Genomic DNA, 13314 nt, shown 5'->3' with positions numbered 1-13314 from the left:
GCCCCTAGAGCTGTGACTTGTCGCGCGCGGTGAGCCCGTACTGCTTGGCGATGGCGTTCCAGAGACCGGCGGCTTCCTGCTTGGCCGTGGTCGCCTCGCCGCTCGACTTGTTGGCGGCGACCGCCTGCGGCGTGATGCGGGCGTGGCCCTTCTTGCAGCCCTTCTTGCCCGCGACCTGGCCCGCCCACGCGGCGTAGTGGTTGTCGGCCGCGGCGGACGCCTTCCAGGCCTTGGTGAGGGACGCGGTCAGCTGGGCGTTGGCCGGGAGCTTGTCCACGGAGAGCCCCGAGAGGCGCGTGACCAGGCCGTTGCGCTGCTTGGCCGCGTTGCGCAGATCGGTGGCCGACTTGGCGAGGTCGGCGCACTTTCCGACGTTGCGTACGGCGCCGATCACCGAGTCACGGCTGTTGTTGCTGTCGGCGAGGAGCTTGTCCAGGGCAACGGCCTGCTCCTTGGCCGGGTCGACGGAGGGCGAGGGTTTCTCGTCGCTCGGCGAGGAGTCGGAGACCGTCTTGGGGCTGTCCTTCTCGTCGTCACCGCCACCGCTGAGGAGGGCGCCGGCGCCGACGCCGATCAGCGCGATGACGACACCGATGGCCGCGAAGAGCGGCACCTTCGACCCGGTGCGGCCCCCGCCGCCGTTCCCGCGGGCCGGGGCGGCTGCCGCGGCGCGGCGTGCGGCACGGCCCCCGCCGTCGCCGTGGGCGGCGGGCTGCGGCGGCTCGAAGCGGGGCATCTGCTGGGTCGACGCGGGGCCTTCGGGCTCCGCCTGCTCGGTACGGAAGAGGCTGTCGAACTCGGCCGGCGGCTGCCGGTCGCCCGGGGTGCCGGGCCGTATCCCGAAGGGTGCCTTGCCGGGCTCGGCGGGCACGGGGGCGATGAACTGCGTGGGCTCGTTGTCGGAACCGGCCGCCGGGGGCATCGGCGCACCCGGCATGGGCGAGCGTCCCAGGAACTGCGTGGCGTCGCCCGCGGGTGCCTCGGGGGGCAGGGCGCCGGGGGCGACGGGGGGTATGTACTGCGTGGCGCCTTCGTCGACGCCTGCGCCTGCGGCGGGCGTCGCGGGTATGTACTGCGTCGCGTCCGCGTCACCCGCGGCGGCGGGCGGCAGCGGCGCGAGGCCTCCGGCGACGGGCGGCAAGGGCGCTCCGGCACCGGTACCGGTGTTGCCGGGGGGCAGCTGCCCCGCCTGAGCGGCGGGCGGAAGCTGACCTGCCTGGCCCGCCTGCGGAAGCGGCTGGCCGTGCTGGCCGTGCTGTCTCTGCTGACCCGGATAAGCGGCGTCGGCGGGCTGCCCCGCGTGGGCTCCGCCCGCCTGATGTCTCGCGTGGGCGCCACCCGCGGGCTGCCCCGCGTGCGCCCCGCCCGGACCCTGCCCCGCGTACGGCATGTCGCCGGCGGGCCGCCCCGCGTGCTGGCCGCCCTGCGTGTGCTGACCGGCGTGCTGGCCGCCCTGAGCGTGCCCCGCGTAAGGCCCCGCCTGGGGCTGCTGGCCGCCGTACGGCGCGCCCGCGCCCTGCGCCTGGGCTCCGTACGCGGCGTCAGGAGCCTGCCCGCCGTACGAGCCGCCCTGCGGCTGGCCTCCGTAGCCTCCCTGACCCCCGTAGGAGCCGTAGGAGCCGTCCGCGGCCTGGCCCCCGTAGGAACCGCCCTGCGGGTGGTCCTCATGGTGCTGGGCGCCCTCGGCGGGCAGCGGGGTGCCCGCTCCGTACGACTGCTGCTGGCCGGGTGCGGGGTCCCATGCCTGGCCCGCGCCGGGCGGCGGCGGGTCCGCGGGGGCCGGGCCCCACGGCTGGCCCCAGGGGCTGCCGCCCGCGGGAGCCACGTGGTCGCCGGTGGTGCCGGGCATGAAGGGTTCGCTTCCGTCGGCAGGCAGCACGATGCCTTCGTGCGCGTGCCGGTCCGCGGAATGCGGATCGGAGGAAGCGGCGCCCTGCCCGCTCTGCTGCGTCACCGGGACTCCTACGAGTGGGGGACCTACGGAACCGTCGGCTCACGCTACCGGGTCGCCACAGCCGTCTGCCACGCAGCTCAAACCTCCGGCGCCGCATCAATCGCCGAAGTAACAAAAGCTCTCCGCGAAACGCTGATTACGTCACCAGGGCGGATCGCTTGCGTACGGGAGTTGGCCGTTCACGGTACGGAAAGGGCGGGGACGGGCCACGTTCACCGGTGCGCGACACATGTCACAAACCCTTCACGCGCCCGGTCCCGCACTCCTTCACGCCGCCTGGATGTCCATCCGCGCCCCGAACTCCCTTACCACCGCCTCCTCGCGGTACGGCGCGAGCCGCTGCTGGAAGTCCTCCAGGTATTCGGCGCCGCGGTTCGACCGCAGCGTGCCAAGCAGTTCGACCGCCTTCATGCCCGTGTGGCACGCCTGCTCGACGTCGCGCCGCTGCACCTGCGCCGTGGCGAGCAGGACGAGACCGATCGCCCGCCGCCGCGCCCGTGTCTCCGGATGCCCCGCCAGGGACTCCTCGGCACTGCGCGCCGCCGCCTCGGCCTGCCCCAAGTCACGGTGACAATGCGCCAATTCATCGGCCAGATACGCATGGTCGAAGTGCCGGATCCACACCGGGTCGTCGCCCGAATCCGCTTCCCCGGACGCCCGGTCCATCGCCTCGACCGCACGGCCCGCGACGACCTGGGTCGACCGCCCGTCCCCCAGCAGCGCGTGCCCCCTCGCCTCGGCGGCGTAGAACATGGCTTCCGCGCGCGGGGTGACCCGCCCGCGCGTCCCCTCCTGGGCCGCCCGCGCCAACTGCGCGATCTCCCGCGGGTTCCCGAGCTGGGCCGCGAGATGGCTCATGGACGCGGCCAGCACGTATCCGCCGTACCCGCGGTCGCCCGCCGCCTGTGCGAGGCGCAGCGCCTGGATGTAGTAGCGCTGGGCCAGGCCCGGCTGGCCCGTGTCCACCGCCATGTACCCGGCGAGCTCCGTCAACCGCGCGACGGCGGCGAACAGTTCGCGCCCCACCGCCTCGCGGTACGAACCGGCGAGCAGTCCGGAGACCACGCTGTTCAGGTAGTGCACGACGACCGGCCGCACATGCCCGCTGCCGTACTGGTGGTCGAGCTGGGTCAGCGCCTCCGTCATGGCCCGCACCGCCGCCACGTCGGAGAGCCCGACCCGCGGCCCGGCCATCCGGCCGACCTGCGCGTCCGGGGAGGAGATCAGCCAGTCGCGGCTCGGCTCGACGAGCGCGGAAGCGGCGACGGACGAGCCGGACAGGAAGTCCCGCCGCCCCACGTCGCTGCGCCACAGCTCGCAGACCTGCTCGATGGCACCGAGCACGGTGGGCGAGAACTGCAGTCCGACGCCGGAGGCGAGGTTCTTGCCGTTCGCCATGCCGATCTCGTCGATCGTGACCGTCCGGCCCAGTTTGCGGCCGAGGGCCTCCGCGATGATGCCGGGCGCCCTGCCGCGTGGCTGCTGACCGCGCAGCCAGCGGGCGACGGATGTCTTGTCGTAGCGCAGATCGAGACCGTGCTCCGCGCCGCACATGTTGACCCGGCGGGCCAGGCCCGCGTTCGAGCAACCCGCTTCCTGAATGAGTGCCTGCAGCCTTTCATTGGGCTGCCGCGCGACGAGCGGCCTTGCGGCCATGGCGTACCCCCTGATGTGCACCGTGGTTCATCTGGACGGAGGGGCCGGAATCGGCCACCCCAGATGATCAATGCCCTTGGAACAAACGGAAGATGCACCACAAACGGACGATAAGTCAGCAACTGGGCATCTTCGGAGTGCCACAGCCTTGCTACCCGCACATGGAACCCATTCCCCATGCGCGCCCCCGCCCGTGCACCCATGCGCCCCACATGCAGGATCGATGCTCCGCCCCCGCGCACACGACAGCCGTAACCGTAGGTGTCGGGCGGAGTTGAGAAGTCCGTGGAAGAGACCATGGGAGTCACGTCAGCCGCGCACATCCCGAAGCAGCGCGGGGAATCCTTGCTGGACACGGCCGTGCGATACGCGGAAGAGCGCCACTGGGACGTGTTCCCCGGGACGTGGCTCGAGTCCGTCGAGGGGGCCGAAATCTGCTCGTGCGGTGACGCCGCGTGCACGGCACCCGGTTCGCACCCGGCGCGCGAGGACTGGGCGACACAGGCGACGGGCAGCGCGACCGTCGCCAGGCGGCTGTGGTCCAAGCAGCCGAAGTCGTCGATCCTGCTGCCGACAGGCCGTACGTTCGACGCGATCGACGTGCCCGAGACCGCCGGGTTCCTCGCGCTCGCCCGCATGGAGCGCATGGAGCTGACGCTCGGACCCGTGACCTGTACGCCCGACCGCCGGATGCAGTTCTTCGTCCTTCCCGGCGCTACCGCAAAGGTCCCTGACCTGGTGCGCAAGCTCGGCTGGCCACCCGCCGCGATCGACCTGATCTCGCTCGGCGAGGGGGCGTACGTGGCCGCTCCCCCGACCCGCTTCGGCGCATCGGGCGCCGTGCAGTGGGCCTGCCGCCCCACCGCGGCGAACCGCTGGCTCCCCGACGCGGAAGAGATCATCTCGCCGCTCGCCTACGCGTGCGGGCGCGAGGCGCGGCGCTAGGGGCTCCCCCCGTGGGGCCGCGCGCCCCCGACCCTCTTCTTCAACCGCCGGAGGGGCTGGACAGATCAGCCCGTCCGGCGTGGGAGGACGAACTCGGCGAAGCCGGTGACGACGGTGCCCAGGACGTATCGTGCACAGTCCAGAGACGGGGCGACGAAGGGCGGCACCGTGACCGAGGCAGCACCGGCGACAGCACCCGGGCCCGCGGCCGTACGGGTGCAGGGGCTGTGGAAGGCCTTCGGGCAGCAGATCGCCGTCGCCGGGATCGACCTCACGCTCCCCGCGGGCAAGTTCATCGGCCTCGTCGGCCCGAACGGCGCAGGCAAGACCACCACCCTCTCCATGGTGACCGGCCTCCTCCGGCCCGACCGGGGCACCGTCGAGGTCGTCGGCCACGACGTCTGGACCGACCCCGTCCAGGTCAAGGCCCGCATCGGCGTACTGCCGGAAGGCCTGCGCCTCTTCGAACGCCTCTCCGGACGCGAACTCCTCGCCTACACCGGCCGGCTGCGCGGACTCCCCGGCGACGAGGTCGACAAGCGAGCGACCCAGCTCCTCGACGTACTCGACCTCGCGGGCGCCCAGCACAAACTCGTCGTCGACTACTCGACCGGCATGCGCAAGAAGATCGGCCTCGCCGCGGCCCTCCTCCACAACCCCGAAGTCCTCTTCCTCGACGAACCCTTCGAGGGCGTCGACCCGGTCTCCGCACAGACCATCCGCGGCGTCCTGGAGCGCTACACCGCCTCCGGGGCCACGGTCGTCTTCTCCTCGCACGTCATGGAACTCGTCGAGTCCCTCTGCGACTGGGTCGCCGTGATGGCCGCGGGCCGCATCCGCGCCCAGGGCACCCTCGCCGAGGTCCGTGGCGCCGCACCCTCCCTCCAGCAGGCGTTCCTCGAACTCGTCGGCGCGGGCGGGCGCGACACCGGATCGCACCTCGACTGGCTGGGCGGCGGCACCCGATGAGCACGGCACCCACGGCCGCGCCCGCCCCCTCCATCACCCCCGTCTTCGTACGGCTGAAGCTCTCACTCCTGCGCAACGGCCTGCACCAGTCCTCCGGCCGCCGCGCCGCCTATATCGCGTCCGTCGCCGCCGCGCTCCTCGTCGCCGCCCTCCAGCTCCTCGGCCTGATCGCCCTGCGCGGCAACGAACACGCCGCCACCGTCTCCGTCCTGCTCACCGCGGTGCTCGCGCTCGGCTGGGCGGTGATGCCGCTGTTCTTCCCCAGCGGCGACGAGACCCTCGACCCCACCCGCCTGGTGATGCTGCCGCTGCGCCCCGGGCCCCTGGTCCGCGCGCTCCTCGTCGCGTCCCTCGTCGGCATCGGCCCGCTCTTCACCCTCTGCCTCGCGCTCGGCTCGGTCATCTCGCTGGCGCACGGCACGGCAGCAACGATCACCGGCATCCTGGCCATCACCCTCACGCTGCTCACCTGCGTGGCCCTCGCGCGCACGGTCGCCGCCGCCAACATCCGCCTGCTCACCAGCCGCAAGGGACGCGACCTCGCCGTCCTGAGCGGCCTCGTCATCGCGGTCGGCGCGCAGGTCGTCAACTTCGGCGCGCAGAAGCTCGGTTCGTCGGGCCTGTCCCAGCTCGACCCGGCGGCGGACGTCGTCCGCTGGATCCCGCCCTCCTCCGCGATCGCCGCCGTCGACTCCGTGAGCGAGGGTTCGTACACCACCGGGATCGCCCAACTCGCGCTGGGCGCCGCCGCTCTCGCCGCGCTCCTCGCCCTCTGGCAGCGCAGCCTGACCCACCTGATGACGACCCCGGACGGCTCGACGCTCGCGGCGGCGGAACCCACCAAGGCGCGCGGGGCGCGCGGCCCCGGCCGCCTGCTCCCCGGCGGACGCACCGGCACGGTCATGGAGCGCAGCCTGCGCTACGTCTGGCGCGACCCGAAGACGAAGGCCGCCTGGGTGACGTCCCTGGCCATCGGGCTCATCGTGCCGCTCTTCAACGCCCTCCAAGGAACCGGCTCGATCTACTTCGCGTGCTTCGCGGCCGGCATGCTCGGCGTCCTCATGTACAACCAGTTCGGCCAGGACACCTCGGCGTTCTGGATGGTCGCGATGACGATCTCCTCGACGTACGACGCGTACATCGAGATCCGCGCCCGCGCCCTGGCCCTCCTCGCGATCACCCTCCCGTACGCGACGCTGGTCACGGTCATCACGGCGGCGGTGCTCGGCGACTGGACCGGCCTGCCGGAGGGACTCGGCCTCTCCTTCGCCCTGCTCGGCGCGATGCTGGCCACCGGGGCCTGGTCATCGGCCCGCTTCCCCTACTCGATCCCGCAGGAGGGCTACAAGAACGTGGCCCCCGGGCAGGCGGGCCTGGCCTGGATCTCGATCTTCGGCGGAATGGTCGCGGCGGCCCTGCTCTGCGCCCCGGTGCTCGCCTTCACCATCTGGCTGCACGTCTCGGGCGCGAGCGCCTGGTCCTGGGTGCTGCTGCCGCTGGGCGGGGCATACGGAGCGGTGATCACTTACTGCGGCCTACGCCTCGCGGCACCGAGGGTGGCACGACGCCTGCCGGAGATCCTGTCGGCGGTCAGCAAGGGCTGAGGTCGAGCGTTCGCCCGCCCTGGAACCACCCCGAACCCCCGCGGCACGCAGACGACCCGCGAGCCGTGGTTCCCGCCGTACGAAACGGCGGGAAGCCGGCCGGACGTACCGGCGGCTCGCGGGTCGGGTGACTGCTTGGGATTGGGCCGGCTGCACGCACATCACACGTGCTGGTCCGGCGCCGAAATCGAGTTGCGACGACGGGCCACTAGCCCGCAGTCACCTCACGCGTCCGGTTTCCATACATCTGCCGAACCACCTCCTCTCCGTGATGACTCACAGACTAGGAACCGGCTCCGCCCGGCTCAACCGGTTTTTCGAGCGCATGGTGAGAACGGCGATTCCAGGTGCCCGCCCACTTTCCGGTGGGCACGGTCGCACGGACGAGGTCCCCGGTGGCGTATCCGAAGTGCTGCTTGGTCCAGGCCCGTATCCTTCAGCGCAGCTGGAGTTCAGCCTTTCGTGCGGAACATCGGACTGGAGTTCGATGTCGCTTGTGCAAGGCCATGGGGGAACCTCGGGGCACGCCACGACGTTCATGCGGGGCAATGATTTCGTCCAACTTCTGGGAAGTACCTGTGGGCTGCGTCACGTTCGAGTTCAATGATCTGACGTGCGGTATACGCGGAACTCGCAGAACATGCAGCTCATGAGGACACGGCCTGCAGGGGGTGCCAGGTGAGTGCTTCCCGGCGCAGCGGAACCACCGACGAGCTGGGGCCTGAAGAACCCGAGCCCGGTGGGGCCGAATTGCTCGCGGCATTGCTGGACGGGATGGACGCCGCTTTGTGCGCGTTCGACGCCGATGGGGTGGTGACGCACTGGAATCGTGAGGCCGAGCGGATTCTCGGGTGGTCGGCGGAGGAGGCCGTCGGGCGGCAGGGGTTCGCGGGGTGGGCCGTGCGGACGGCCGACGCCGAGGAGGTCGAGGCGCGGCTGATGTCCTCCATGGAGGCTCATGGGCGGCAGGTGCACGAGTTCGCGCTCCTGACGAAGGACGGCGGGCGGGTGCTGGTGCGGACGCAGTCCGCGGCGGTGCGGGGCGGGGACGGGAAACCCTCCGGGGTGTACTGCGCGTTCAGCGAGGTCCATGCGCAGATCGACCTGGAGCGTTCCATCGCGTTGAGCGAGGCCCTTCTTGAGAACGCGTCGTGGGGTGTCGTGCTCGTCGACGCGGATCTGCGGCCCGCCGTGGCGAACGAACATGCCGCGCGGTCTCTGGGGATGGGGCGTACGGCGTTGTTGGGGCGGCCGCTCGGGGAGCTGCTCGGGCAGGGTGTGGAGGAGCTGGAGAGCGCGCTGAGCCATGTGCTCGCCGAGGGGGCGCCGCCCGCGCCCGCCGAGATGTGGGTGTCCGTGCGGGCCACGGAGAGCGGTGAGCCGGAGCGGCGTTGCTGGCGCAGCGGCTTTCTGCGGCTGGCGTCGCCGCTCGCGGAGGAGCCGGTGCCGCTGGGGGTCGCGTGGCTGTTCCTGGACGTGACGGAGGCCAGGCAGACGGAGCAGGAGGCGGCGCAACTGCGGTTCCGTTCGCAGCAGTTGCACCGGGCGGCGCGGGCCGCGGGTGAGTGCGAGGATCCGATGGAGGCGGCGACGGTCCAGCTGGACTTCGCCCTGGCCGGTTTCGCCGACCACGCGTTGATCGATCTGGTGGCGGGGACGGGGGAGGAGGAGCCGGCTCGGCTCATCCGGGTCGCCGCGACGCCTGCCGGTGCTCCTGGTCCCTGTCTTCCGGTGGCCAAGGCGGGGCTGCCCGTCCGCTATCTGGAGGGCCACCCGGCCCCGCAGTGCGTGGACCGGGTGGGTTCCGTACGGACCAGTGCGGGCACCGCGCCGCCCGACCGCGCCCGGGAGTGGGCGGCGGCCAGGCAGTGGCCGGAGGATTCCGTCCACGCGTTGTGCACGGTGTTGCGCAGCCGGGGGCGGACGTTGGGGGTGGTGACGTTCCTGCGGGGCGCGAGCCGCAGCCAGTTCGAACGGGCGGACGCGACGTATGCGGAGAGCGTCTCGGCGAGGGTTGCGGCCTCGCTTGATCTGGCGGGTGTGCTGGGTCCGGGGTGAGTTCTCCGGGGCCCCTGCGGGGTGCGCTGGGCGGGTCCACCGCGGGGCCCCCGGGTGGGCCTGCTGGGTGCGTTCTCGGCGGGTGGGCCGGGTGCCCTCAAGGCCGCCGCTTCGCGGGGGTCCGGGTGTGCCCTCTGCGAGCGCGGGTGCCTTCGAGGCCGCCGCTTCGCGGCGGATCTTTCCCGCCCGCCCACCCGGAACCCCGTGGTGCCATCGGGATGCTCCTGCTCAGCCGTTGTCCCGCCGGGTGATCGGGTGGGTGGGCGGGAAAAATCGCCGCGAAGCGGCGGCAAGGTGCCGCGACCGGCGGCGGCCCGCGGCTCGGCCCGGACCGGCAGGGACCCAGGGTCGGGCACGAACCGGCAGGGGCCCACGGCTCGGCGACCCGGCAGGGGCCCACGGCTCGGCACGAACCGGCGGAGACCCGCGACTCGGCACGAACCGGCGGAGACCCGCGGCTCGGCACGAACCGGCAGGGACCCAGGTCGGGCGCGACCCGGCAGGTGCCCCGGGCCAGGCGCGAACCGGCGAGGGCCCCGGGCTCAGCGCGGCGGCACCCCCCGCCCCGCCCCCCCCTAAGCCGCATGCAGCGCCAGCGTCGGTGAGAGGCGTGCCGCCCGTACCGCTGGGTACAGGCCCGCCACCGTTCCGATCGCCAGGGTCGCGCCGAAGCCGCCGGTCACTGCCCAGAGGGGGACCACCCACGGCAGGCCTCCCGACCAGGCGTACGCCGCCGTCGCTGCCGCGCCGAGGGCGATTCCCGCCAGGCCGCCCAGGCCGGACAGCATCAGGGACTCCGTCACGAACTGGATGCGGATCTGTCCCTTCGTGGCGCCCATGGAGCGGCGCAGGCCGATCTCGTAGCGGCGTTCCAGGACCGAGATGATCATGGTGTTGGCGACTCCGACCCCTCCCACCAGGAGGGCGATCCCGCCGAGGCCCAGGAGCAGCGTGGAGAACGCGCCTTCCGTCGCCGCCTTCGCCTTGAGTGCCGATGACGGGTCGGAGACCTGGACGTTCCGGGGGTTCTCCGGGTCGATCGACGCGGCGAGCAGGCTGCGGACCTCGTGCACGGAGGCGTCGGTCGACCGCTCGTAGACCGAGGTCGGGCGGCCGTCGAAGCCGAGCTCGCTCTTGGCCGCGTCCCAGCCCACGAGGGCCGAGCGCTCCACGTCGGGCGAGAGCGGCAGCGGGTCGAGGATGCCGACGACCGTGAAGTAGCGGTCGTCGACCCAGACTTGCTGGCCCGGTCGGGTGATGCCGAGGCGGTCGGCCGCTACGTGGCCCAGGACGATCGAGGGGTAGCGGCTGTTGGCCGCGTTGAACCACGTGCCGTGGCCCATCTCGCCGCGCAGCACCTTCAGGAGCCCTTCGGTCGCCGCCTTGACGCCGATGCCGCCGGTCTCGTCCTCGGGGATCTTCTCGGTGCGCCGCACGCTGTTCTCCAGGTCGCCGGTCGCGCCGACGTCCTGCACGCCCTTCACTCGGGAGACGCGGCCCGCCGCGTCGCGCGGGAGCACGACCTTCTCCCCGGAGAACATGGGCTCCCCGGGAGCGGCCACCAGCATGTTGGTGCCCAACTGGTCCAGCTCACGCATGAGTTGGGCCTTGCTGGACGACGAGATGCCGACGACCGCGATCATCGTGGCGATTCCGATGGCGATGCCGAGCGCGGAGAGCACGACCCGTACGGGCCGGCTGCGCAGTCCCGCCGAGCCGACGTGGAGGACGTCCCGCGGTCCGAGCCGCGCCGCCTTCAACCGCCCCCGCGCCATGCGTTTCGTACGGATCATCGTGCGAGCACCTCCGCACCGGGCCCGGCGGCGCGGACGTCCGCCACCACCTGCCCGTCCCGGATCCGCACCTGCCGCGGCAGCCGGTCCGCGATCTCCGTGTCGTGGGTGATGACGGCGATGGTCGCGCCCTCCGCGTTGAGGTCGTGCAGGAGTTCCATGACCGCCTCGCCGGACGCCGAGTCCAGCGCCCCGGTCGGTTCGTCGGCCAGGAGCAGGTCCGGCGCCCCGACCACCGCGCGGGCGATGGCGACGCGCTGCTTCTGGCCGCCGGAGAGTTCGTGCGGGCGGTGCTTCATGCGGCCCGCGAGGCCGACCCGGTCCAGGGCCTCTGCCGCCCGCGCCCGGCGTTCCGCGCGCGAGAGCCCCGAGTACAGGAGCCCCTCGGCGACGTTGTCCCGCGCGCTGATCCCCGGCACCAGGTGGAACGCCTGGAAGACGAAGCCGATATGCCGGGCGCGCAACGCGGAGAGGCTGCGGTCGGCGAGCGTCGCGACGTCGTGTCCGGCGATCGCCACCGAGCCCTGTGAGGGGCGGTCCAGGGTGCCGATGATGTGCAGCAGCGTCGATTTGCCGGACCCGGAAGGGCCGACGATGGCGAGGAGTTCGCCCTCCTGGACCGTGAGGTCCACGCCGCGCAGGGCGGCGACCCCGCCCGGGTACTCCTTGGTGACCCCGGCCAGCTCCACGACGGCGCTCATGTCCGCGACTCCACTACGGCGCTCATATCTTGGGCACCCCGACCTTCGTGCCGTCCTGCAGACCGCCGCCGGTGACCTCGACGCGTCCCTGGCCGAACATGCCGAGCTCGACCTTCACCTGGCGGGCGCGGCCGTTCTCGACGACCTGGACGCCGTAGCCGCCGCCGGGCAGTGCGAGGAGGGCGTTGACGGGGACGGAGAGGACGTCCTCGCGGGTCTCGCCGGTGAGGTTGACGGTGACCGGGGACTGGTCGAAGCCGTCGACCTTGCCGGGGTCGTCGAAGGAGACCGTCACGGGGACCTTCGGGGTCTTGTCGGCGGGGTCGTCGCCCGGTTTGGCGGTCTTGCCGACGGAGGCGACCTTGCCCTTGGCGGTCGTGCCGTCCGGCAGGTCCACGGTGACCTTGGTGCCCACCTTGGCGAGCTTCCCTTCGGCGACGTCGAGCTGGAAACGTACGACGCGCTCGGACCCCGTGGTGGCGAGCACCGGTTTGCCCGGCGCGACCTGGTCGCCGACGGCCGAATCGGTGGACTTCACGCGGACGCCGCCGGGCGAGAAGGCGATCTGGTCGGGGCCGACGCGGCCCGTCTGCTTCTGCTCGTGCGCCTTCTGCCACTGCTTGACGGCGGCGGCGGTGCCCGCCGTGTACGCGTCGTCGACGGCGAGCCCGGTCCCGTACCCGAGCGCCTGGAGGTTCTCCTCCAACTGCCGTACGTCGTTGCCCTCGTCGCCGGTCTTGAGCGTGCGGTACATGGGTTCGGTGCCGTACATGAGGCGCACGGGGACGCCGTTGACCTCGTACAGGCGTCCGCCGCGCTCGATGGTGGAGCCGCTGCCGGCGGACCACGTGAGGGTGCCGGCGGTGCCCGCGTTGATCTTGCGTTCCTTGGCGTAGCCGAGGGTGCCGTCGGTCTGGGTGCCGCTGCTGAGGTCGCCGCGTTCGACGGGGGCGGTGGCGGGCGGCAGTCCGGCGTCCCGGTGCGTGGACTCGTCCTTGCCGTTGTCGGCGAGGGCGGTGACGGCGACGCCGCCGCCGGTGATGGCGAGCAGGGCCACGACGGTGGCGACGACGGCGGTGCGGCGCCTCACGCGACGATGTCCTTGCACGCCTTGGCGGCCTTCTCCATCTTCTTCGCCTCGGCGCCCTTGGGTATCTTCTGGGCTGCCATGCCGCCGCCCTCGAACTTCGGGTCGGGCATGTTGAAGCCGTTCTCGCGCATGCACCGGGCGTACTTGAGCATCTTGTCCTTGTCGGCCTGCGAGACCGATCCGCCGCTCCCCATGCCGCTCTTGCCGGTGCAGGCCTTCATGGCGGCCTCCATCTTTTCCTTGCTCATGTCGCCGCCGATGGTGATGCCGCGGGTGTCCTCGCCGGACTTGGGCTCGGCCACCTTGACGCCGTGCTTGCGCAGGCACTCGCGCTCCTTGAAGGCGGCGTCGGCCTGCTTGCCCTTGCCACCGTCGGCCTTGTCCTGGCCGCTGCTGTCGCCCCCGCCGGGGGAGCAGGCTCCGGCGAACAGGGCGAGTGCGGCGAATCCTGATGCGATGGCCGCCGAACGCGTACGAGTCCTCATGGCAGTCCTCATGGCTTCCCCTTCACTGGTCGCGTCGGCGCGGCAGCGCGCCGACGCGG

General features: G+C 72.3%; 10 protein-coding genes. 4 read left to right on the top strand and 6 right to left on the bottom strand.

Annotation, left to right across the window (positions count from 1 at the left end):
* Window positions 1-4: 4 nt before the first annotated feature.
* Window positions 5-1954, bottom strand: a complete 1950-nt coding sequence (locus AB0E78_RS15215; protein ID WP_361832231.1) for a hypothetical protein — start codon at window positions 1952-1954, stop codon at window positions 5-7.
* A gap of 267 nt (window positions 1955-2221) precedes the next feature.
* Window positions 2222-3610 (bottom strand): transcriptional regulator, encoded by a 1389-nt coding sequence (locus AB0E78_RS15210; RefSeq protein ID WP_361832229.1) that lies wholly within the window; start codon window positions 3608-3610, stop codon window positions 2222-2224.
* A gap of 297 nt (window positions 3611-3907) precedes the next feature.
* On the opposite strand from AB0E78_RS15210, the gene AB0E78_RS15205 reads away from it, so the two are divergent.
* The 4 genes from AB0E78_RS15205 to AB0E78_RS15190 all read left to right on the top strand — a co-directional run bounded on the left by AB0E78_RS15205 (window position 3908) and on the right by AB0E78_RS15190 (window position 9186).
* Window positions 3908-4555, top strand: a complete 648-nt coding sequence (locus AB0E78_RS15205) for a bifunctional DNA primase/polymerase (protein ID WP_361832227.1) — start codon at window positions 3908-3910, stop codon at window positions 4553-4555.
* 168 nt (window positions 4556-4723) lie between these two features.
* Window positions 4724-5524, top strand: coding sequence for an ABC transporter ATP-binding protein (locus AB0E78_RS15200; RefSeq protein ID WP_361832225.1), 801 nt, complete (start codon window positions 4724-4726; stop codon window positions 5522-5524).
* The gene (locus AB0E78_RS15195) at window positions 5521-7128 is read left to right on the top strand and encodes a transporter (RefSeq protein WP_361832223.1); all 1608 of its coding nucleotides are present in this window, start codon (window positions 5521-5523) and stop codon (window positions 7126-7128) included. Before AB0E78_RS15200 ends, AB0E78_RS15195 begins: the two co-directional genes overlap by 4 nt.
* A 678-nt stretch (window positions 7129-7806) precedes the next feature.
* On the top strand, window positions 7807-9186 hold the full coding sequence (locus tag AB0E78_RS15190; RefSeq protein WP_361832221.1) for a PAS domain-containing protein: 1380 nt from the start codon (window positions 7807-7809) through the stop codon (window positions 9184-9186).
* A gap of 575 nt (window positions 9187-9761) precedes the next feature.
* Here the strand turns inward: AB0E78_RS15190 and AB0E78_RS15185 are convergent.
* From AB0E78_RS15185 to AB0E78_RS15170, 4 genes are read right to left on the bottom strand one after another with little or no spacing between them, the layout of a single operon-like run.
* On the bottom strand, window positions 9762-10979 hold the full coding sequence (locus AB0E78_RS15185) for an ABC transporter permease (RefSeq protein ID WP_361832219.1): 1218 nt from the start codon (window positions 10977-10979) through the stop codon (window positions 9762-9764).
* Window positions 10976-11680: an ABC transporter ATP-binding protein gene (locus tag AB0E78_RS15180; protein WP_361832217.1), complete on the bottom strand. Its 705-nt coding sequence runs from the start codon at window positions 11678-11680 to the stop codon at window positions 10976-10978. The genes AB0E78_RS15185 and AB0E78_RS15180 overlap by 4 nt, the downstream gene beginning before the upstream one ends.
* 22 nt (window positions 11681-11702) lie before the next feature.
* A complete protein-coding gene (locus AB0E78_RS15175) occupies window positions 11703-12770 on the bottom strand; it encodes a peptidoglycan-binding protein (protein WP_361832216.1) in 1068 nt (355 codons plus the stop codon).
* Window positions 12767-13255 carry a hypothetical protein gene (locus AB0E78_RS15170; RefSeq protein ID WP_361832215.1) on the bottom strand — a complete coding sequence of 163 codons (489 nt, stop codon included), beginning with the start codon at window positions 13253-13255 and terminating at the stop codon, window positions 12767-12769. The genes AB0E78_RS15175 and AB0E78_RS15170 overlap by 4 nt, the downstream gene beginning before the upstream one ends.
* Window positions 13256-13314 lie beyond the last annotated feature (59 nt).

Source organism: Streptomyces sp. NPDC032198, from assembly GCF_040636975.1.
Lineage (GTDB): Bacteria > Actinomycetota > Actinomycetes > Streptomycetales > Streptomycetaceae > Streptomyces.
Note: the sequence above shows the minus strand (reverse complement) of the source record. Positions and strands in the feature narration are given on the sequence as shown.

Excerpts from the sequence above, each read along its gene's own strand:
- AB0E78_RS15205 (WP_361832227.1), top strand. The coding sequence starts at position 3,908 with ATGGGAGTCACGTCAGCCGCGCACATCCCGAAGCAGCGCGGGGAATCC.
- AB0E78_RS15195 (WP_361832223.1), top strand. The coding sequence starts at position 5,521 with ATGAGCACGGCACCCACGGCCGCGCCCGCCCCCTCCATCACCCCCGTC.
- AB0E78_RS15185 (WP_361832219.1), bottom strand. The coding sequence starts at position 10,979 with ATGATCCGTACGAAACGCATGGCGCGGGGGCGGTTGAAGGCGGCGCGG.
- AB0E78_RS15170 (WP_361832215.1), bottom strand. The coding sequence starts at position 13,255 with ATGAGGACTCGTACGCGTTCGGCGGCCATCGCATCAGGATTCGCCGCA.
- AB0E78_RS15180 (WP_361832217.1), bottom strand. The coding sequence starts at position 11,680 with ATGAGCGCCGTCGTGGAGCTGGCCGGGGTCACCAAGGAGTACCCGGGC.
- AB0E78_RS15210 (WP_361832229.1), bottom strand. The coding sequence starts at position 3,610 with ATGGCCGCAAGGCCGCTCGTCGCGCGGCAGCCCAATGAAAGGCTGCAG.